Here is an 18,058-nt window from a genome sequence, read left to right as displayed (position 1 = left end):
TTAGGAACTCATTCACTTTACAACTAAAAAACCGCCCATCCTCTCATCGAGAGAATGGACGATTCGATTATAACACAATACGTATTTTTAACTACTTATGATTGCTCAAGCAGAGCACGGACAACCAGTGTTACCGTACCCGCTCCATCCGCAGCGGACCCTTCAACTAATGTCCAGTTCAAGGCCAATGAGGAGCGAATTACTTCGACATCAGCTGAACTCAGCTTCAATCCTGAAATACGACCCATTTCCTTGGTATAATGCTCTCCCTCTTGCACATCGAAGCGCTCTTGCAGCCATATCGACAGACCATTATTCGTGTTAAATGTCATCCGATATCCCTCTGCAATTGCTTGAGCGAGCGGCTCATCATGTTCGTTCGCATAGGATACGAAGTCATCATACGTATACCACTCTTCATTAATCGTAATGAGTTCGCTAACATCTCCTGTGCGTGCTGCATGCAACAGCTGCTCTTCGGTAATGCCCTTACGACGAGCGCGTTCTATCATAATCGCGGTACTTTGCGATACCCGAGTCTCTGTAGACATCTATTCCACTCTCCTCACAATTGTGCATTGGCATAGATTAACAAATATCTAGCATTATATCATACTAGCTATAGGAAACCCATCACCTCTCGTAATTGCTATACGAGCTTAATATAATTGCACCACTTACACTTGACCATCATTCAAATGGCAAGCCGCATAATGCCCAGGCGAGATTTCCCGCCACTTCGGCTCCTCCTGACGGCAGCGTTCCGTGGCAAAGGGACAACGCGATGCGAACTTGCACCCTTGCATGTCTGCGAGCGGACTTGGTAAATCTCCCTGAAGCATCGAGATCGCTGAACCAGCCTGCTTCGGATCCGGTACAGGGATTGCGGAGAGAAGCGCCTGCGTATAGGGGTGTGCAGGATGGTTGTACAACTCATCGCTAGGAGCGACCTCGACCAGCTTGCCCAAGTACATCACGCCGATCCGATCGGATATATGTCTTACCATGGATAGGTCATGCGCGATGAACAGATAAGTCAACCCATACTCTTCCTGCAAGTCCTCCAGCATATTCACCACTTGGGCTTGTACGGATACGTCAAGCGCCGAGATTGGCTCATCGCACAAGATGAACTCAGGCCGTACCGACAGTGCGCGCGCAATACTGATCCGTTGACGCTGACCGCCGCTGAACTCATGCGGATAACGCTCCGCATGCTCTGGCTTCAGTCCTACCTTCTCCAGCAGAGACAATACCATATTACGCTGATCCTTCCGGTTCACGACGCCATGGATCGCCATCGGTTCACTAATGAGTTGAGTCACATTCATGCCAGGATTCAACGAAGAATAGGGATCCTGGAATATCGTCTGCATTCGCTTGCGGAAAGGCTTCAGCTGCTTCTCGTTCATTGTCGCGATGTTTTGACCGTCGAACAGCACTTCTCCATCCGTTACATCATATAGTCTTACAATCGAACGTCCTGTCGTTGACTTCCCACAGCCTGATTCTCCGACAAGTCCGAACGTCTCCCCTTTATGAATATGGAAACTGACATCATCTACTGCTTTCAATACTTTCTGTGGACGGCCGAGCAGTGATTTGGAGGCTGGGAAGTACTTTTTTAGTCCACGCACGTCCAGCAAAATTTCTTTTTGGTTACTCATTTGACAGCCCCCTCTCCAATCGTTCCAGACGCTGCTCTTCTTCTTCATGCACAAGCCAGCATAGCGAACGATGACCTGGATCGGTCGTAACGACCGGAGGCATTTGTCTGCACTTGTCCATCGCAGAAGGGCAGCGCTCCATAAATGGGCAGCCTTCCGGCGGGTGTAGCAGGTTCGGCGGCGTTCCCTCAATCGTAGCGAGACGCTCGCGTGTTCCTGTCGATACTTTCGGAATCGAGCGAAGCAATCCCTTCGTGTATGGGTGACGAGGACGCTCGAAGATATCCTCAACCGTGCCCTCTTCCATAATCAACCCGCCATACATGACGATAACCCTCGTACACACTTGCGCTACAACGCCCAAGTCATGCGTAATGAGTAGAATGGCGGTGCGCGTCGTATCCCGGAGCTCCTTCATCAATCCCAGAATCTGTGCCTGAATCGTGACGTCGAGCGCAGTGGTCGGCTCATCTGCAATAAGCAGCTCGGGCTGGCAGGAGAGCGCCATTGCGATCATGGCCCGCTGACGCATCCCACCGCTGAATTCATGCGGGTACTGATCGATGCGTTGCTCCGGCGAAGGAATACCAACCTGACGCAGCAGTTCGATTGCCCGCTTTCGTGCTTCCGTCTTCGACAGCTTCTGATGACGCTGCAATACCTCTACGATCTGTGCGCCTACCTTAACTACCGGATTTAGCGACGTCATCGGATCTTGGAAAATCATTGCAATCCGATTACCCCGAATGCGCCGCAATTCCTTTTCTGACATATCTAATAGGTTATCTCCGTGGAACAGCACTTGACCGCTCTTAATCTGTCCCGGATGTTGTATTAATCCAATGAGAGACTTCGCTGTCACGCTCTTGCCGCTGCCCGATTCACCGACGATGCCGATGACTTCGCCTTCATGAACATCGAAGCTGACGCCCCGGACAGACTGCACTTCTCCGTCGCGTGTGTGGAACGAAGTTCTCAGTTGTTGAACGGATAGCAGTTCATTCATAAGTCTCACTCCGTTGTATAGTATCGTTAGCCCTGCATCTGTATCGTTAGACGATCCAACTATCTGCTCTCTACAGTGCACACACTGCATCCTAGAACCTAACCCAGCTTATAATGGACTAACGTTGATTCGCTTTTGGTTCAAAGGCAACACGCAGCACATCGCCTAGGAAGTTGAACGACAGCACTGTAACCAAGATAAGCAATCCAGGGAACAAAGCCATATAAGGCGCCTCCCCGATATATCCTTGTGCGCTGTTCAACATACTTCCCCATGACGCATTCGGCGGCTGTACCCCGAGTCCAAGGAAGCTTAGTGACGACTCCATCATAATTGCCCCTGCAATATTGATCGTCGCCGTAACAATAATCGTAGGCATAATATTCGGAATGATATGCTTCCAAATGATGCCGAACGTGCTCTGGCCTGATACTCGCGCATACAGGACATATTCCCGCTCCTTGACGGACAATGTCTCCGCACGCACAATTCGGGATATGTTCATCCAGCTAAGCAGGCCGATGATCAGCACGATCGTAGTAATCCCTGGCTTCAAGTAAGCATTCAGAATAAGCATTAAGAAGAAGGATGGTATCGACATTAAAATATCAACGATACGCATCAACGTATTATCAATCCAGCCGCCAAAATAACCACTAATTGTACCTACAGCTGTACCTACCAGCACCGCAATAAACATCGATAAAAATCCGACACTAAGTGAAATGCGCCCGCCATACAATGCCCGTGCGAACACATCGCGCCCTTGATCATCTGTTCCGAACCAATGAGATGCGCTTGGAGACTGAAGTGTCTCCGTCACGACCATCTTGTCGGGATCATGCGGGCTCAAAAATGCCAAGGTGGAAGCAATAATGAGAACCGCGAGTAGAATCAATGCTACCAGAGCCAGCTTCTGTTCTTTCAATTGTGTAGCGATATTTCGCCATATCATTCGGTTCATCTGACTCACCCCGTTGTCTTAATTCGTGGATCTACTACGCCGTACAGCAGGTCAGCAACCAAGTTCCCGACAACCAGCATAACGGAAGAGATCATCGTAATGCCCATGATGACAGGGTAATCCAGCTGAAATACCGAACTAATCCCGAGTGCCCCCATCCCTGGCCATGAGAATACCGATTCCGTAATGAATGCTCCGGCAATCAGTTCAGGGAAGGACATACCGAGGATTGTAATGACAGGCAGTAGAACATTTTTCAGCACATGACGGCGCAATACCGTGCCGCGAGTGGCTCCATAAGCGTACTGAATTTGAACGTAGTCCTCTTCCAGCTGGCTTATCGTATGCGAACGAATGTAACGCATATAGACCGATACATTCATGAAAGTCAGTACCGTACAAGGCAGAATTCCGTGCTTCAAAATATCAAGTGTGGAATCTACCCCGATTGTCCGCATCCCCATACTTGGGAGCAGGTTTAATTTCAACGCAAAAATATAAATCAGCATAATGCCAAACCAGAAGCTCGGGATCGAGATTCCGATATAAGACAGCAGGCTAAGGCCGCGGTCACTAAGACGATTTTTACGTGACGCAGCGTACATGCTAAGTGGTACCGAAATGAGAAGTGAGATCAACATAGCGGATCCCATAAGGCCAATCGTCGCAGGCAGCCGTTCTAAAATGAGCTCCGTCACCGGCCGATGGCTCATCAGTGAATAACCTAAATCTCCTGAAAATACATTTTTAAGCCAGTTCCAATACTGCACAATAATCGGTTCCGTCAATCCAAGGTCATGACGGATTCGCTCTACATCCTCCGCGTTCATGTTCGGTGTGACGAACGAAAGCACCGGGTCTCCCGGTGCTAGTTTAATGAGCGCGAATGATACGATTGAAATAAACCAGAGCAGTGGAATGGCTTGCAGAACGCGTCGCGAGATGTATTTCTGCAATTCAATTCCCTCCGTGCAGGCGCCAGCCCTTGCTGGCGCCTGTATTCTGGATGTTTATGTTCGATATCAAATTATCGTGCTTAGTTCAGATAAAGTTTGGACAAATCTTCGAACATGAAGACCGGCTTCGCAACCGCTTCATCAAGGCCGCCATAACGTTTGTCTACCGCGATGATCGCTTTGTCGTTTGCAATCGGATATACAACCGCCTCGCTGGCAATCGTTTGTTGAATTTGCTTGTACAGTTCGCCACGCTTCGTGCTGTCCATCTCTACTGCAGCTTGTTCCCACAGTTTATCGAGTTCAGGATTGTTGTAATGGCCGTAGTTGTACAGTTGATTGCTCAAGTAGAGCGATTTGTACGAATCCGGTTCAGTTCCCATTACATAGCCATTGAAGGACAAATCGAATTTCGTGTTGTTCGGATCAAGCGACATATTGGAGAATGTGCCGGATTCAAGCGGCAGCAATTCCACTTCAATACCTACTTCTTTCAGCTTTTGTTGAATGTAGAGTGCTTGGCTTGTTTGAATCTTGCTTGCATTCGAGTATGCAAGCTTCAGCTTCAAGTTGCTTACGCCAGCTTGCTTAAGCAATTCTTTGGCTTTCTCCGCATTGTAGTCATACTTCTCAACATCTGCTGTGTAATACGTTGTATCCGGTGTAAAGATGGACGCTGCTGGGTCTGCAAACTCTGCAGAGCCATAAGCGAGCGGTATCAGTTCTTGCTTGTTAATTGCATAGGAAATCGCTTGGCGAACTTCCTTCTTCTTCATCGTATCGATGTTCATATTGAACACCAGATAGTTCAAGCGGCCTTCAGGGTATACAACCATGTTCAGCTTGCCACTTGTATTCAACTTGTTGTAATCCGCTGGTTCAACCTTGCGCATATTCAATTCACCGTTCTGCAATGCCAAGTTCGCTGCATTCGGATCTTTCGCAATGCGGTAGATGACTTGATCCAGATGACCCTTGCCTGCGAAATAATTATCGAAGCGCTCCAATGTTACATATTCGCCCGGGCGATATTCTTTGAACTTATAAGCGCCAGAACCAATTGGAGCTGCATTCTTCGTGCTCTTCTCAATATCAGTTTCGCCTTCGAAGATATGCTTCGGAATCGGCTTGAACGAAGCAAAGATTCCTTCAAAGGAAGCAGATGGCTGTGGAAGAACCAAATCGACAGTTACGTCATCCACTTTCTTCGCTTGCAGCGGCTTGCCATTGAAGATGTAGGATTCACGATCCGTGCTGTGCTGCTTCTCATCCAAGATACTGTTGATTGTGAAGACAACATCATCTGCTGTAAGCGGCTTGCCGTCATGCCATGTCAATCCTTTGCGAAGCTTCAGCGTGTAAGTCAAGAAATCCTTCGATGGAGTAATGCTCTCCGCAAGTACGAATTTCTTCTTGCCTCCGTCTTCCACCGTATACAACGGTGCATACAAGGTTTGATTTATCGTCAACGTAACACGGTCATTCGAATACAATGGGTTCAATACACGAGGATCCTCTTGTACTGCAATAATAATATTGCCTCCATCCTTCGGTTGGCCTGTCCCTTCCGCCGTAGAAGACGTTGAATCCTTCGCAGGAGTAGAATTGTTACCGCACGCACTCACCACAAGGACGATAAGTGTGAGCAGCCCGATAATCCATAATTTGTTGCGTTTCATGTTGATTCCTCCCGATAGATGGTTAACAAGACTATGGAATCTAGTATAACTATATTTTTTTCAGAAGACAATAGTTTTTCCGAGCTTTTTGATAGGGATTAAAATCATCCTGTTTTCACAGTCACGAGATCGACACATGAAAAGGCGAAGCAGCCATTCGCTATAAACTGCCTTCAACCTTCAACCAAAAAAGCTGTGCCCCTGTAGAGGGCACAGCTGATTATCAATCTATGGGAAACGAATTACTTCGTCCAGACAACTTCACTTTCTTCCTGTCCATTAACAGGCCACCAGTGGAATCCATCCTCTTGCAGAAGCTTGTCTGCTTGCTCAGGGCCCCAAGAGCCTGCTGGATAAGCAAACAGATCTTCGTTAGATTTCTTCCATGCCTTCGCGATATTATCAACGAATGACCATGCAGTAGCCACCTCGTCCCAACGCGTGAAGTACGTGGAATCGCCGCGAGCAGCATCGAAGATCAGACGCTCATACGCTTCTGGAGTATTGATGCCGACCATGCAGCTTTGGCAGAAGTCCATCGCAAGCGGTTGAATGCCGCCTTCCGCCCCAGGCTTCTTACCATTAAGCTTCACGTAGATGCCTTCCATCGGATTTACGCGGATAACGAGCAAGTTCGGCTCCAGCTTATGCTTCTGTCCGAGGTATACATTCGTAGGCATGTTCTTGAATTCAACCACAACTTCTGTCGTCTTCACTGGCAGACGCTTGCCTGTCCGAATGTAGAACGGTACTCCCGCCCAGCGGAAGTTGTCAACGAATACACGTGCTGCAAAATATGTCTCCGTAACAGATGCAGGATTCACCTTATCTTCCTCACGATAGCCAGGAAGCTCCTTGCCATTCATCGAGCCTGCGGAATATTGTCCACGCACGACATTGCGGTGAACATCCTCTTGCTCTGGGTATTGGCGCAAGGAACGAAGCACCTTCACCTTCTCATCGCGGATATCTTCCGGATGCAGGCGGCTTGGCGGCTCCATTGCAATCATCGTGAGCATTTGCAGCATATGGTTCTGCGCCATATCGCGCAATGCACCTGCATGATCGTAATAGCCTCCACGCTCTTCAACCCCAACTGTCTCAGACAGGGAAATTTGAATATTCGCAATATGCTTGTTGTTCCAGAGCGGCTCGAAGAATGCATTCGCAAATCGAAGAACTTCAATGTTCTGTACCATTTCTTTACCCAAGTAATGGTCGATACGGTACACTTCTTCTTCTTTGAATACTTGACGGATTTCTTCGTTCAGCTTCTCTGCTGACGGTAGATCGTAACCGAACGGCTTCTCGATTACGAGGCGGTGCCAGCCCTTACTCTCCAGCATTCCGCCATCACGAAGATTGTGCGATACACTGCCGAACAATTCCGGAGCCAGTGCCAAATAGAACAGACGATTTCCTGGAATATCGTACTCGCGTTCGATATGCTCGGACTGCTCACGCAGTTCGCGGAAGCCATCTACATTGTTAATATCTAACGGTTTGTACTCAAAATGCTTAGCAAACCGGTTCCATTCCTCATCATTCTGAACCGGGTAACGGCAAAATTCGTCGATAGACGCACGCACATCCTGACGGAATTCTTCATGCGTACGAGCACGGCGGGCTAGTCCGATAACTGCGAAGCGTTCTCCTAGCTTGCCTTCGCGATACAGACTATATATAGCCGGGAACAATTTGCGGCGAGCTAAGTCGCCAGTAGCACCGAATATATAGAATACGGCGCCTTCTGCCAATTGGGATTCATGATTTTGCATCACAGTCATCTCTCTCCATCATCCTTACACTCGTTTATAGATCTGATATAGTTCCTATTTCGGATGTGATGCCATTTTAGCATACTTACCGTATAGATTCCATTCTTTCCTTGACGTCAAGTATAATTCTCATTGCCTTGTCTAGCTGCAATTCTCAATCCATTCTCATTAATATTCACCGGCAATCAGCGGTGTACCGAAAGATATTCGGGTTTCTCCCTTGTCCCTGTTTTCATGAACAGCAAGCTGCAAATTTGCATTTCCATGCTTCATTTGCACCCCTGAGCCCATATAGTCCGTCTGATAAGATACACTGATCGTGCGCTCATCCTCATAGCGGTCAAGCGGTTCTGCTTGTCCCCATTCCCGCAACGATCGCTCAGCCCTCTCGAAGCTGTCCTTCAGCGATTGGCTCGCTACTGTCTGAACGGTCGCCGTCCATTCTGCCCCGTAATGAGATGACAGCTTCTTCATCAGTTGTTCCCCTTCTGCAGCTGACTGAGTCATACCGGTTCTGGCTGAACCCTGTATGGATATCGTATAGTATACGCGCCCATTCTCTTCTTGAAACCACAGAATCGCTGCCTCTATCGAATCCGATATATAAATTCCGCGATACGCCTCCTTGCCTTGTTCCTCCTTGCGTATCAGGTGCGCAGTGATTCCTGCATCCTTCTGCCACTGTTCGAGGTTCTTCTCCTTGCTGCCATTAGCTGCATAATTCCCTTGAATGAGCACCGTAGTCTGGAATTTCCCGGATCCGACCAATTCAGCAAGCACCCACAGCATGTTCACCCGCTTCACAAGATCAAGCTTCTCGACCGATTCCCGACTCCCAGCCAACTGCCATCGATCATTGCTTCCGATGAGTGCAATGGCACCGCATAATGCTAACAACACCAATCCTACTGCCGCAACGGCAGAACGGCGTACTGCATGCATCCTTCCATCACCTTACCTTATCGAAGTGTAGCACCTCTTAGAATTAGGCGGGCTGATTCTAGGTGTATGACCATACCTAGCATTCGTTCATGGAATAGACTACTGACATATACATTCAATCAAGAATGGAGGCTAACCAACCGTGGTTCCCGTTCCGATAGACGAGACATTCATTCGATTGCTGTGTGGCCGCCCGGTCTGTGTTGTGATGCAGAATGGAGATCAATATATAGGACGGCTTACCTCTTGTGAGGGGGGGAAAGTGATATTGAACGGCGATATTGTTACTACCTCGCACGCTTCTGCTGCATCCGTTGAACCTTCCCCAGTTAAGAAGCGCAGAGGGAAAAAGAAAAACAGATCGCTTCAAGTTGCTGACACTTCACATCAAGTATATACAAGCGCATTCGATCCATATAGAGCCAGTCCCTTCTTCCCTGGTGGACGCCTCGCTCTTGATTTGGGTCTGGTTTCCTTATTTTTTCTGCTTTTTATCTAGAATTCCTGCATCCTCTTCTCAGTTCATTCGAAAAAAACCCGAACACTCTCCTAGGAAAGCGCTCGGGTTCTCGGCTATTCAGCCAATCCGTTCTTATAAGCGTAAATCGCTGCCTGCGTGCGATCCTCCACACCAAGCTTCGCCAATATATTCGTAACATGGAATTTAACCGTCTTAATCCCAATAAACAGATCATCCGCGATATCCTGATTGGATTTCCCCTGCGCTAATAAACGAAGTACGTCCATCTCACGCTCTGTCAATTGTTCATGCGCCGCAATTGGCTGTGCTGGCTGGCGGAATCGATTCATCATCTTGGAGGCTACCTGGGACTCCAGCACAGATTGGCCTCTTGCAGCCGCCCGGATGGCTTCAGCAATCTCTGTAGCTCGGGACGTCTTCAGCAAATAACTGAATGCTCCAGCTTCAATGACAGGATACATCTTTTCATCATCCAAATAACTTGTAAGTACGATCACTTTGCAGTCAGGATACAACTGCAGCAGCTTGCGGGTTGTCTCTATACCATCCATACCATCCATCACAAGATCCATAAGCACAACATCAGGCTTATACTCTTGGGCAAGACGTATTCCGTCCATCCCGTTGCTCGCTTCCCCTACGACCTCAATGCCTTCTTCTGTATTCAGTACTGCAGCAAGGCCGATGCGAACCATTTCATGGTCATCTACCAACAATACTTTAATAGGATTGTCCATCATCGATGTTTCCATCTCCATCGTTCAACTCTTCCTCCTTCAGACTAGGCTCTTCTCTCATGACAGGCACTCGAATTTCGATCCGGGTTCCTTTGTCAGGTGCGGTAATGAACTGAATGGAGCCACCCACTTCATTTACCCGCTCTTGCATCGTACGAAGGCCATAGCTTGCTTGCTTCTTATCGTCCCAATCAAATCCTATCCCATTATCACGAAGGAGTAAACGAACGAAATCCCCTCGATTTTGCAGTTTGATCTCCATCCGTGATGCCTTCGAGTGCCGCAGTGTATTCGACAACGCCTCCTGAACAATCCGGAACAAATGATTCTCTACGCCCTTCACTAATCCAATATGATCATCCATCTCGCAATGGATTTCAATTGGAATTTTGGACTGAAGCTCGCGGATCAGCTCCGCCAAGCCTTGAGTCAAGCCTTTTCCCTCCAAATGTACAGGCCGCAAATGAAGCAGCAGCGCTCGCATTTCAGACTGGGCAACGGAAGCCATTTCTTCAATCAGCTCCACCTGCCGCACCGCTCGATCAAAATCAACATCCAGTGTTCTCCGTACAGCGGTAGCTGTCATTGATATTGCAAATAACTGCTGGCTTACCGCATCATGCAACTCCCGCGCCAAGCGTTGCCGCTCTTCTATAATCGCAGATATCCGAGCCTGCTCTGCCAATTGCGCATTATTCGTGGACAAGCGCTGCATCGAAGTCACTTGTTCTTCCCAACGCTTGCTTACTCGCTCCAATTGTTCAGCTAGCTGACCGATCTCGTCATCGCCGAGATCCGGCATCGGTCGCGATAGATTCCCCTTCTCCAAGAGCAGCATCGATTCGCGCAGCAATTCCACCCGACGCTTCATTCGATAACCTTGGTAGAACGCAAATATCGACGTAATGATTGCAACGACAAACAACACCGATAATGTCGCCTTCACTCCGTCGATCCAAGTCTCAAATGGCTGCACATAACCATATGATTGCATCAAATAAATGATGACAAAGAATAGTATAATAGAAAGGAGAAGCGTCTCGCCCATTAATCGTACTACCATATTCACATGCTTTTTCGGTTCCATACCGGCCTCTGCATCTCCTTTCTCCGCTAACTGTCCTACATGTGCAACCTGACATCAATATCTCCTACAAGGTAAGAAATATGGAGTTTCACCTTTTGCTCCGTAAACTCGTAATTCGCCGATCGCCACGTCCACTTGTTCAAAAATCCGGTTTCTTTGTCGCGTCCCACATCAATTTGTCCAAATATGACCGTAGCTTCGATATATACACCAATGTCATCTGGAATCATAATGTCCATGTCACCTAATACACCTTGAAAGATGAGGGTGGTTTCCGGTTCTTCCAATATCGCTAAGGACAAATCAATATCACTTTCCCCAATGAAATGCCACATGCTCTGGCTATGCAAAATATACGGAACTCGATCCCACTTCAGGCTGGACGTAATATTCTGGCGCTTTTCGACATGATCATGTTTCTGGTCTTTGCGAGCACGCGAATAGAATATCCCTAACGATATCAAGATGATTCCGACGAATAGCATTAAATGTTCCAAAAGTAACAGTGTTCCGCCGATACCTAGCAAGGTGTACCCTACACGCAATTCTGCAGCACGAACTTTGCGTATGCCCAAATACAGCATTACAAGTGCGACAAACGTTACGAAACTAAGCCACTTGCCAATTAAAATGAGCAACCCGAAGACGATAAGAATATATGCAAGCAAACGGTTGTTTTTATTCATGTCGCACCTCCTGTCACAAATATTCGCGGATAGCACTTACGGCGATGCTAGCGCATCGCCGTAAGCTACCTATGTTAGCATATCACAACCTTGGACATCCCCCAAGGATTTATTGCTCTGTTTGACCCAATTTTTGCTTCAATGCTGCTAATTGCTCGTTAACCTTCATTTCCTTCTCTACATCTACAGGCGGTTGGTAATTGGATGAAGTTCCTGCATATCCGCCATAAGGTACACGCATGACTTCAGCTTCTGCTTCCAATTGCATGATCTTCTCTTCCATGCGGTGGAAGCCGCGTGTTGCAGAACCTGACTCGATGGCATGGTTGCTTGTAATGGAAGACATTTGCTTGCGTGCCTTCGCCATTTGCGCACGTGCAGCCAATTCATTGCGCTTGTTGCGCAGCTTGTAGAATTCATCCTTCATCGAGCGCAGCTGATGCATCAACTCTTCTGCATGGCCTTGTGCTTGGGCATGCAGGTCGCTGTATTCAGCAACTTTTTGATCATAGTACAGTTTTTCTTCCAGGAACTTGCGTGCCATTTCTTCTTGGCCTGACTTTAATGCGCGTTCTGCCTGCGCTTCACGGTCAGCTGTAAAGCGAATAGCTTCATCATAACGATGCTTGATTTGGCGCTCACTTGCCATTTGCTTGGCAACTGTTACTTCTGCATCATGGATTTCTTCCTCCATGTCGCGCAGATATTGATTCAACATTACCACTGGATCTTCTACTTTATCCAACAACTCATGTACAGAAGCCTTAGTCATATCTTTAATACGTTTGAATACACCCATCTTATTTGTCCCCTCTCTCGTACTTCGCTACTTTTTGGCGAAGTTCTTCGATTTCTTTTTTTAATGCCTTTTTCTCAATATCCATCATCATCGAATCGATGGAAGAATCATTAGAAGATGCATAATTCGCATCATAACTGTTGGTTTGCTTCACTCCTCCATATGTGGAGGATCCGTATGGATTCGTCGGGCCTGCTGCTCGTGGTCCGTTGTAATAGTTCGGATCATTGGAGTAGCCGCCTTGGTAACCTTGTTGGCCTTGATAGCCGCCTCCGTATGGGCCTGCACCATAACCGGTAGGTCCAAATGGCTGGTACGGCTCCTTAGGTACTACTAGTGATACTACAAAGTATACGGCGATAAGTGTGAACGCAGAGAAGAATACTCCGATTACAAACAGGACACGCAGCAGAGTGACATCGAATCCAAGCCATTCACCTAAGCCGCCGAGGAGACCGCATACTTTACGATCCCGTGTCGAACGGTACAACTTTCTGTTCATGGCTTACTTCACTCCTTTGCTGAATCTAATTTTTGTTTCAGGCGCTCCATTTCGCGCTTCAAAGCCATATCCCGTTCCGGGTTGATGTTGCCCATCGTTTGGCCGCTCATGCGGCGTACATCTTGAATGCCTTGCGTTTCCCATTCCATCCCGGACACTCGATCCTCGAGTCTGCGGAACATGCTGTCCACTTGCCCCACACCGTATTGTCCGAAGCGCTCGTTCATTTGCTGCTGCAAGCGAACGGTCTGCATTCTAGCGATGTAATATTGGCGCTTGTCATATACAGCTTGATATTCGCTCTTGAGCATATTCAATTGCTCTTCCAGCTCAAGAATCGCATCCTTGCTCTTTTCGTACAATTCTGAATACTGCTGCACCTTATCCTCATGCATCAGCTTCTCTTGCAATGCAATCTTGGCTGCGAATTCCTCACCCGCCTTTAAGGCCAGCATCGCTTGCTGCTCTCTGCGAGAACATAATTCTTGTGCTTGATTCATTTGATTTCTCATTTGATTCGCATGCATGACATATTGTTGATAGAGGCGGTCTGCCTCATTAATATCATGGCGTGTACGCATCAGGAACTGGTCAATCAAGCGGACAGGATCTTCAACCTTATCCAAACGTTCATTCAATGTTGCCATCGTAATGTCGCGAACCCTTTTCAAAATACCACTCATTCAGCCTTACCCTCCTTGAACCGACTATTTGCAATTATTAATAATCACCTTTGTTAAAACGGATGGCTCTTGTTGCGCTTGCCTCCCAACATCGATATCCCGAAACCAATCAATCCTACGGCAACGATGATACCGATGATCCAGGACAACTTGCCTATCAACGATATCGCTCCGATAATGATGAAAATCCATCCGAAGAATGAATTCCCTGCCTTCACTCCATAGTAGCCAAGCGCAATCAGAATGAGAGGGAACAAGTAGCCAAACCAGCTGCCCAGATGAATCCCGAACTTGCTAAGTAATATGATTCCTCCCAGAGCGATCAGTACAAAAGCGAATGTGTTACCTTTGTTCGTTTGCATTCGGTTCGTCACCACCTTTCGTCGTGTCTTGCTTATGTCTTTATTTTAGGTGGAAATGCATTTGCCCAAAACAGGCCGGGGACGGTTTTTGATCCTAGACTCAAGTCGGGGGACCTGACCGACCTTTGATCGAGCCTATACTAGACTGGTCTGAAGTCGAAGTTGAAACAAAGTTTCGCCAATTACGTATATATTTCCATAACTGCCCATTCGCTGCAGGCGTCACTTCCTTCAAGCGATGAGAAAGGAGCGCATCGTCATGCACACGTTATATTGGGGATTGCTGATATTCGGCGTTTTGTACGCCATCGTCTCACTTCTGATTGGAGAGGTGCTCAGCCATGTATTCGATGGTTTAGTTGGCGACAGTCACCTTGCGGTACTTCAGCCAACCATACTCGTAAGCGGCTTAACCGCATTTGGCGCAGTCGGAGTCCTGCTTAGCCGTTATACAGTTTGGGCTTCTTCAACCATTCTCCTCACCGCTCTTGCTGGTGCACTTGTAGTATCCATTGGTGTCTATTTTCTATATGTAAGGCCTATGGAGAATAGTGAGAACTCCATTGGATTCTCCATTACAGAACTTGCAGGTAAGGTTGGGGAGGTCAATGTTCCGATTCCGTCTGCTGGCTATGGAGAGGTCATTGTTCGAATCGGAGCTGGAGTAACGAATCAAATTGCAGCCTCCTTCGACAAAGAAGCCATTCCTTCCGGAACGACCATCGTCGTTGTTGAAGTAAAGGGAGATACGCTGTATGTATCCCCGCTCAACGAGGAAACACTCCGTCCAACCTATTAACATCATTGCTCTTCTGTTACTGGACTTATATCCTACATTCTCACTTCGATTCGATTTATGGATTCATGTGTATTCAGGCATTGCCTATACAAATAAATATAGAGGGAGCTGTATCTCATGGAGTTTAGTGAAGCATTGATCATCCCATTAATCGTTATTGGCGTCATACTCGTACTTGGCCTTGCATTCTGGGCACGCTACAAGACCGTCAGCCCTGACGAAACAATGATCGTTACCGGTTCTTATCTGGGACGCAAGAACGTATCCACCGACGAATCCGGACGCAAAATGAAAATTGTCCGGGGCGGTGGTGCATTTATCCTGCCAATCTTCCAGCAATCACAATTTCTATCCCTACTCTCACACAAGCTTGATGTAACCACACCAGAAGTGTATACCGAACAAGGTGTACCCGTCATGACTGACGCTGTAGCGATCATTAAGGTAGGCGGTACTGTAGAAGATATTGCAACCGCTGCAGAGCAATTCCTTGGCAAGCCCACCGAAGCGCTGAAGAGTGAGGCTCAAGAAGTTCTCGAAGGTCATCTGCGCGCGATCCTTGGTTCCATGACCGTCGAGGAAGTATATCGCAACCGTGATCGATTTGCTCAGGAAGTACAGGGAGTTGCCGCTAAAGATTTAAAAAAGATGGGTCTGCAAATTGTATCCTTTACGATTAAAGACGTGCGAGATAAGCATGGATACTTAGATGCACTCGGCAAACCACGTATCGCAGCCGTTAAACGTGATGCAGACATTGCTGAGGCAGAAGCTGTTCGTGATGCCCGTATCCAAAAGGCCAAAGCGGAAGAAGCAGGAATGAAAGCCGAGTTGCTCAGAGATACGAACATTGCTGAAGCTTCCAAAGAAAAAGAATTAAAGGTTGCTGCTTTCAAAAAAGACCAAGATCTTGCTCGTGCGGAAGCAGACCAAGCATACTTCATTCAAGAAGCACGTTCCAAGCAAAGCGTTGTTGAGGAACAAATGCGTGTCGAAATTGTTCGCAAAGAACGTGAGATTGATCTGGAAGCCAAAGAAATTCTCCGTCGTGAGAAACAATATGATGCAGAAGTGAAAAAGAAGGCCGATGCGGATCGCTATGCCGTTGTTCAATCTGCCGAAGCTGAGAAGTCACGCAAAGTACTGGAAGCGGATGCCCTGCAGTATCGTATCGAAGCCGAGGCCAAGGCCCTCGCTGAACAGAAACGCTTAGAAGGTCTGGCGATTGCCGATGCTGAACGTGCGCGTGGTACGGCTGAAGCTGAAGTCATCCGCCTGCGTGGTCTAGCCGAAGCAGAAGCGAAGGAGAAGCTTGCTGAAGCGTTCGAGAAGTTCGGCGAAGCTGCTGTACTCGATATCGTCGTTAAGATGATGCCAGAACTCGCTGGCAAAGTCGCAGAGCCACTCAAGTCCATCGACAAGCTCACTGTCGTTGACACAGGCAATGGTGAAGGAGCAGCACGGGTAAGCAACTATGTCACACAACTCATGGCGACTGCTCCACAAATGTTAAAAGACGTATCCGGTCTGGATATTGAGAAAATGATTAAGCGATTTACCAACGGTCCGGAACATAGCAAGCAGATCAAGCCAGCACTCGATCTACCTACGAACGAACCAACTAAACAGCCCGAGTAAACCTTGAAACACTTAGGTCTTATTCATAGAAATAGCCTTGCAGAGCAAACTCTACTCGTTCGCTTTGCAAGGCTACTCTATTTGTCCACCATCCCAGCCACATCTAACCGTGAAGCATGATCTACATCCATTTGATGCTCGTTCCTCTATTATGGACATCCTATGTTCGACTTAATAGGTTCGACTACTTCGCGTTTTATTTTTCCTGTCCTCATGATTCAATTTGCTGTTAAACTGGCTCAAGCAACTATGTAATCGTCTTATCGTATTCTTTCATCTCCGAGAATAACAAAAAACCTTCAATCGCTTGAAAGTCTTGTTTATAAATATGGTGCCGGTGAGAGGACTCGAACCTCCACGGTTTCCCTCACGATTTTGAGTCGCGCGCGTCTGCCAATTCCGCCACACCGGCTTATGAAATTAATGGCGTGCCCTGAGAGATTCGAACTCCCGACCTTTTGATTCGTAGTCAAATACTCTATCCAGCTGAGCTAAGGGCACAAAAGATGTTTGGAGGCGCCACCCAGATTTGAACTGGGGAATAAAGCTTTTGCAGAGCTTTGCCTTACCACTTGGCTATGGCGCCACATCTGGAGCGGACAACGAGATTCGAACTCGCGACCCTCGCCTTGGCAAGGCGATACTCTACCACTGAGCTATGTCCGCAAATGGCTGGGGATATAGGATTCGAACCTATGCGTGACGGAGTCAAAGTCCGTTGCCTTACCGCTTGGCTAATCCCCAATGTGGTAATGGGGCGATCGAAGGGAATCGAACCCTCGAGTGTCGGAGCCACAATCCGATGCGTTAACCACTTCGCCACGACCGCCATATTACATTAGAAATTGTTGGCAGGGGCAGCAGGAATTGAACCCACACCAAAGGTTTTGGAGACCTTTGTTCTACCTTTAAACTATGCCCCTACATGGTGGAGGATGATGGATTCGAACCACCGAACCCGGACGGGAACAGATTTACAGTCTGCTGCGTTTGGCCACTTCGCTAATCCTCCAAGATGGTGCCGGCGAAAGGAGTCGAACCCTCGACCTACTGATTACAAGTCAGCCGCTCTACCAACTGAGCTACACCGGCGAAATTTCTATGGTGGCTTGGGACGGAATCGAACCGCCGACACAAGGATTTTCAGTCCTTTGCTCTACCGACTGAGCTACCAAGCCTCATTGAAATCTTATTAAATTTAAGCCACTTGAAAATAAATGGCGGAGCTGACGGGATTCGAACCCGCGGTCTCCTGCGTGACAGGCAGGCATGTTAGGCCTCTACACCACAGC

18 protein-coding genes and 10 tRNA genes are annotated in these 18,058 nt (G+C 47.7%); 3 read left to right on the top strand and 25 right to left on the bottom strand.

Annotated elements, in window-relative coordinates; all coding sequences use genetic code 11:
- Positions 1–95 precede the first annotated feature (95 nt).
- The 8 genes from ABN764_RS22390 to ABN764_RS22355 form a co-directional block, all read right to left on the bottom strand.
- Positions 96–551 carry a hypothetical protein gene (locus tag ABN764_RS22390; RefSeq protein ID WP_174807457.1) on the bottom strand — a complete coding sequence of 152 codons (456 nt, stop codon included), beginning with the start codon at positions 549–551 and terminating at the stop codon, positions 96–98.
- Positions 552–677: 126 nt separating this feature from the next.
- Positions 678–1,667, bottom strand: a complete 990-nt coding sequence (locus ABN764_RS22385) for an ABC transporter ATP-binding protein (RefSeq protein ID WP_021254285.1) — start codon at positions 1,665–1,667, stop codon at positions 678–680.
- Positions 1,660–2,673 (bottom strand): ABC transporter ATP-binding protein, encoded by a 1,014-nt coding sequence (locus ABN764_RS22380; protein ID WP_036667646.1) that lies wholly within the window; start codon positions 2,671–2,673, stop codon positions 1,660–1,662. Before ABN764_RS22380 ends, ABN764_RS22385 begins: the two co-directional genes overlap by 8 nt.
- Before the next feature lie 118 nt (positions 2,674–2,791).
- Positions 2,792–3,637, bottom strand: a complete 846-nt coding sequence (locus ABN764_RS22375; RefSeq protein ID WP_021254287.1) for an ABC transporter permease — start codon at positions 3,635–3,637, stop codon at positions 2,792–2,794.
- 5 nt (positions 3,638–3,642) lie between these two features.
- Positions 3,643–4,593, bottom strand: coding sequence for an ABC transporter permease (locus ABN764_RS22370; protein ID WP_446673163.1), 951 nt, complete (start codon positions 4,591–4,593; stop codon positions 3,643–3,645).
- An 80-nt stretch (positions 4,594–4,673) separates the two neighbouring features.
- Positions 4,674–6,272, bottom strand: a complete 1,599-nt coding sequence (locus ABN764_RS22365) for an ABC transporter substrate-binding protein (RefSeq protein WP_174807455.1) — start codon at positions 6,270–6,272, stop codon at positions 4,674–4,676.
- Between the two features lie 242 nt (positions 6,273–6,514).
- Positions 6,515–8,059 carry a glucose-6-phosphate dehydrogenase gene (gene zwf, locus ABN764_RS22360; RefSeq protein ID WP_021254290.1) on the bottom strand — a complete coding sequence of 515 codons (1,545 nt, stop codon included), beginning with the start codon at positions 8,057–8,059 and terminating at the stop codon, positions 6,515–6,517.
- 159 nt (positions 8,060–8,218) lie between these two features.
- Complete coding sequence (locus ABN764_RS22355; RefSeq protein WP_021254291.1) at positions 8,219–8,992, bottom strand: YwmB family TATA-box binding protein; 774 nt, start codon at positions 8,990–8,992, stop codon at positions 8,219–8,221.
- 142 nt (positions 8,993–9,134) lie between these two features.
- Between ABN764_RS22355 and ABN764_RS22350 the strand changes: the two genes are divergently transcribed.
- On the top strand, positions 9,135–9,491 hold the full coding sequence (locus ABN764_RS22350) for a hypothetical protein (protein ID WP_446673162.1): 357 nt from the start codon (positions 9,135–9,137) through the stop codon (positions 9,489–9,491).
- Positions 9,492–9,565: 74 nt separating this feature from the next.
- Here the strand turns inward: ABN764_RS22350 and ABN764_RS22345 are convergent, their stop codons facing one another.
- The 7 genes from ABN764_RS22345 to ABN764_RS22315 all read right to left on the bottom strand — a co-directional run bounded on the left by ABN764_RS22345 (position 9,566) and on the right by ABN764_RS22315 (position 14,329).
- The gene (locus tag ABN764_RS22345) at positions 9,566–10,210 is read right to left on the bottom strand and encodes a response regulator transcription factor (RefSeq protein ID WP_172619657.1); all 645 of its coding nucleotides are present in this window, start codon (positions 10,208–10,210) and stop codon (positions 9,566–9,568) included.
- A complete protein-coding gene (locus ABN764_RS22340; protein ID WP_446673161.1) occupies positions 10,194–11,297 on the bottom strand; it encodes a sensor histidine kinase in 1,104 nt (367 codons plus the stop codon). The genes ABN764_RS22345 and ABN764_RS22340 overlap by 17 nt, the downstream gene beginning before the upstream one ends.
- A gap of 35 nt (positions 11,298–11,332) precedes the next feature.
- The gene (gene liaF / locus ABN764_RS22335) at positions 11,333–11,983 is read right to left on the bottom strand and encodes a cell wall-active antibiotics response protein LiaF (protein ID WP_065293735.1); all 651 of its coding nucleotides are present in this window, start codon (positions 11,981–11,983) and stop codon (positions 11,333–11,335) included.
- Between the two features lie 109 nt (positions 11,984–12,092).
- Positions 12,093–12,782, bottom strand: coding sequence for a PspA/IM30 family protein (locus ABN764_RS22330; protein WP_446673160.1), 690 nt, complete (start codon positions 12,780–12,782; stop codon positions 12,093–12,095).
- Between the two features lies 1 nt (position 12,783).
- Positions 12,784–13,284, bottom strand: a complete 501-nt coding sequence (locus tag ABN764_RS22325; protein WP_021258624.1) for a PspC domain-containing protein — start codon at positions 13,282–13,284, stop codon at positions 12,784–12,786.
- A gap of 8 nt (positions 13,285–13,292) precedes the next feature.
- Positions 13,293–13,967, bottom strand: coding sequence for a PspA/IM30 family protein (locus ABN764_RS22320; protein ID WP_021254298.1), 675 nt, complete (start codon positions 13,965–13,967; stop codon positions 13,293–13,295).
- A 53-nt stretch (positions 13,968–14,020) separates the two neighbouring features.
- Positions 14,021–14,329 carry a LiaF transmembrane domain-containing protein gene (locus ABN764_RS22315; protein ID WP_021254299.1) on the bottom strand — a complete coding sequence of 103 codons (309 nt, stop codon included), beginning with the start codon at positions 14,327–14,329 and terminating at the stop codon, positions 14,021–14,023.
- A 259-nt stretch (positions 14,330–14,588) separates the two neighbouring features.
- Here ABN764_RS22315 and ABN764_RS22310 point away from each other — a divergent pair, with 259 nt between their 5' ends.
- Positions 14,589–15,128, top strand: coding sequence for an NfeD family membrane protein (locus tag ABN764_RS22310; RefSeq protein WP_446673159.1), 540 nt, complete (start codon positions 14,589–14,591; stop codon positions 15,126–15,128).
- Positions 15,129–15,245: 117 nt separating this feature from the next.
- The gene (floT, locus tag ABN764_RS22305; protein ID WP_021254301.1) at positions 15,246–16,766 is read left to right on the top strand and encodes a flotillin lipid rafts scaffold protein FloT; all 1,521 of its coding nucleotides are present in this window, start codon (positions 15,246–15,248) and stop codon (positions 16,764–16,766) included.
- A 329-nt stretch (positions 16,767–17,095) separates the two neighbouring features.
- On the opposite strand, the gene ABN764_RS22300 is transcribed toward floT, so the two are convergent.
- From ABN764_RS22300 to ABN764_RS22255, 10 genes are all read right to left on the bottom strand, one after another.
- Positions 17,096–17,178: transfer RNA gene (locus tag ABN764_RS22300), tRNA-Leu, on the bottom strand.
- A 12-nt stretch (positions 17,179–17,190) separates the two neighbouring features.
- A tRNA-Arg gene (locus ABN764_RS22295) sits at positions 17,191–17,267 on the bottom strand.
- Between the two features lie 10 nt (positions 17,268–17,277).
- Positions 17,278–17,352: transfer RNA gene (locus ABN764_RS22290), tRNA-Cys, on the bottom strand.
- Between the two features lie 5 nt (positions 17,353–17,357).
- Positions 17,358–17,432, bottom strand: a tRNA-Gly gene (locus ABN764_RS22285).
- 3 nt (positions 17,433–17,435) lie between these two features.
- A tRNA-Gln gene (locus tag ABN764_RS22280) sits at positions 17,436–17,510 on the bottom strand.
- A 9-nt stretch (positions 17,511–17,519) separates the two neighbouring features.
- Positions 17,520–17,595: transfer RNA gene (locus tag ABN764_RS22275), tRNA-His, on the bottom strand.
- A 20-nt stretch (positions 17,596–17,615) separates the two neighbouring features.
- Positions 17,616–17,689, bottom strand: a tRNA-Trp gene (locus tag ABN764_RS22270).
- A 3-nt stretch (positions 17,690–17,692) separates the two neighbouring features.
- Positions 17,693–17,778 (bottom strand) — tRNA-Tyr (locus ABN764_RS22265).
- Positions 17,779–17,782: 4 nt separating this feature from the next.
- Positions 17,783–17,858: transfer RNA gene (locus ABN764_RS22260), tRNA-Thr, on the bottom strand.
- A 10-nt stretch (positions 17,859–17,868) separates the two neighbouring features.
- Positions 17,869–17,944, bottom strand: a tRNA-Phe gene (locus tag ABN764_RS22255).
- Positions 17,945–18,058 lie beyond the last annotated feature (114 nt).

It is taken from the genome of Paenibacillus wuxiensis (assembly GCF_040195695.1).
Classification (GTDB): domain Bacteria; phylum Bacillota; class Bacilli; order Paenibacillales; family Paenibacillaceae; genus Paenibacillus_B; species Paenibacillus_B suaedae.
Note: the sequence above shows the minus strand (reverse complement) of the source record. Positions and strands in the feature narration are given on the sequence as shown.

Coding starts and splice junctions, on each gene's coding strand:
- ABN764_RS22320 (WP_021254298.1), bottom strand. CDS start 13,967: ATGAGTGGTATTTTGAAAAGGGTTCGCGACATTACGATGGCAACATTG.
- zwf (WP_021254290.1), bottom strand. CDS start 8,059: ATGACTGTGATGCAAAATCATGAATCCCAATTGGCAGAAGGCGCCGTA.
- ABN764_RS22355 (WP_021254291.1), bottom strand. CDS start 8,992: ATGCATGCAGTACGCCGTTCTGCCGTTGCGGCAGTAGGATTGGTGTTG.
- ABN764_RS22340 (WP_446673161.1), bottom strand. CDS start 11,297: ATGGAACCGAAAAAGCATGTGAATATGGTAGTACGATTAATGGGCGAG.
- ABN764_RS22310 (WP_446673159.1), top strand. CDS start 14,589: ATGCACACGTTATATTGGGGATTGCTGATATTCGGCGTTTTGTACGCC.
- ABN764_RS22345 (WP_172619657.1), bottom strand. CDS start 10,210: ATGGACAATCCTATTAAAGTATTGTTGGTAGATGACCATGAAATGGTT.
- ABN764_RS22390 (WP_174807457.1), bottom strand. CDS start 551: ATGTCTACAGAGACTCGGGTATCGCAAAGTACCGCGATTATGATAGAA.
- ABN764_RS22315 (WP_021254299.1), bottom strand. CDS start 14,329: ATGCAAACGAACAAAGGTAACACATTCGCTTTTGTACTGATCGCTCTG.
- floT (WP_021254301.1), top strand. CDS start 15,246: ATGGAGTTTAGTGAAGCATTGATCATCCCATTAATCGTTATTGGCGTC.
- ABN764_RS22330 (WP_446673160.1), bottom strand. CDS start 12,782: ATGGGTGTATTCAAACGTATTAAAGATATGACTAAGGCTTCTGTACAT.
- ABN764_RS22375 (WP_021254287.1), bottom strand. CDS start 3,637: ATGAACCGAATGATATGGCGAAATATCGCTACACAATTGAAAGAACAG.
- ABN764_RS22365 (WP_174807455.1), bottom strand. CDS start 6,272: ATGAAACGCAACAAATTATGGATTATCGGGCTGCTCACACTTATCGTC.
- ABN764_RS22380 (WP_036667646.1), bottom strand. CDS start 2,673: ATGAATGAACTGCTATCCGTTCAACAACTGAGAACTTCGTTCCACACA.
- ABN764_RS22325 (WP_021258624.1), bottom strand. CDS start 13,284: ATGAACAGAAAGTTGTACCGTTCGACACGGGATCGTAAAGTATGCGGT.
- liaF (WP_065293735.1), bottom strand. CDS start 11,983: ATGAATAAAAACAACCGTTTGCTTGCATATATTCTTATCGTCTTCGGG.
- ABN764_RS22385 (WP_021254285.1), bottom strand. CDS start 1,667: ATGAGTAACCAAAAAGAAATTTTGCTGGACGTGCGTGGACTAAAAAAG.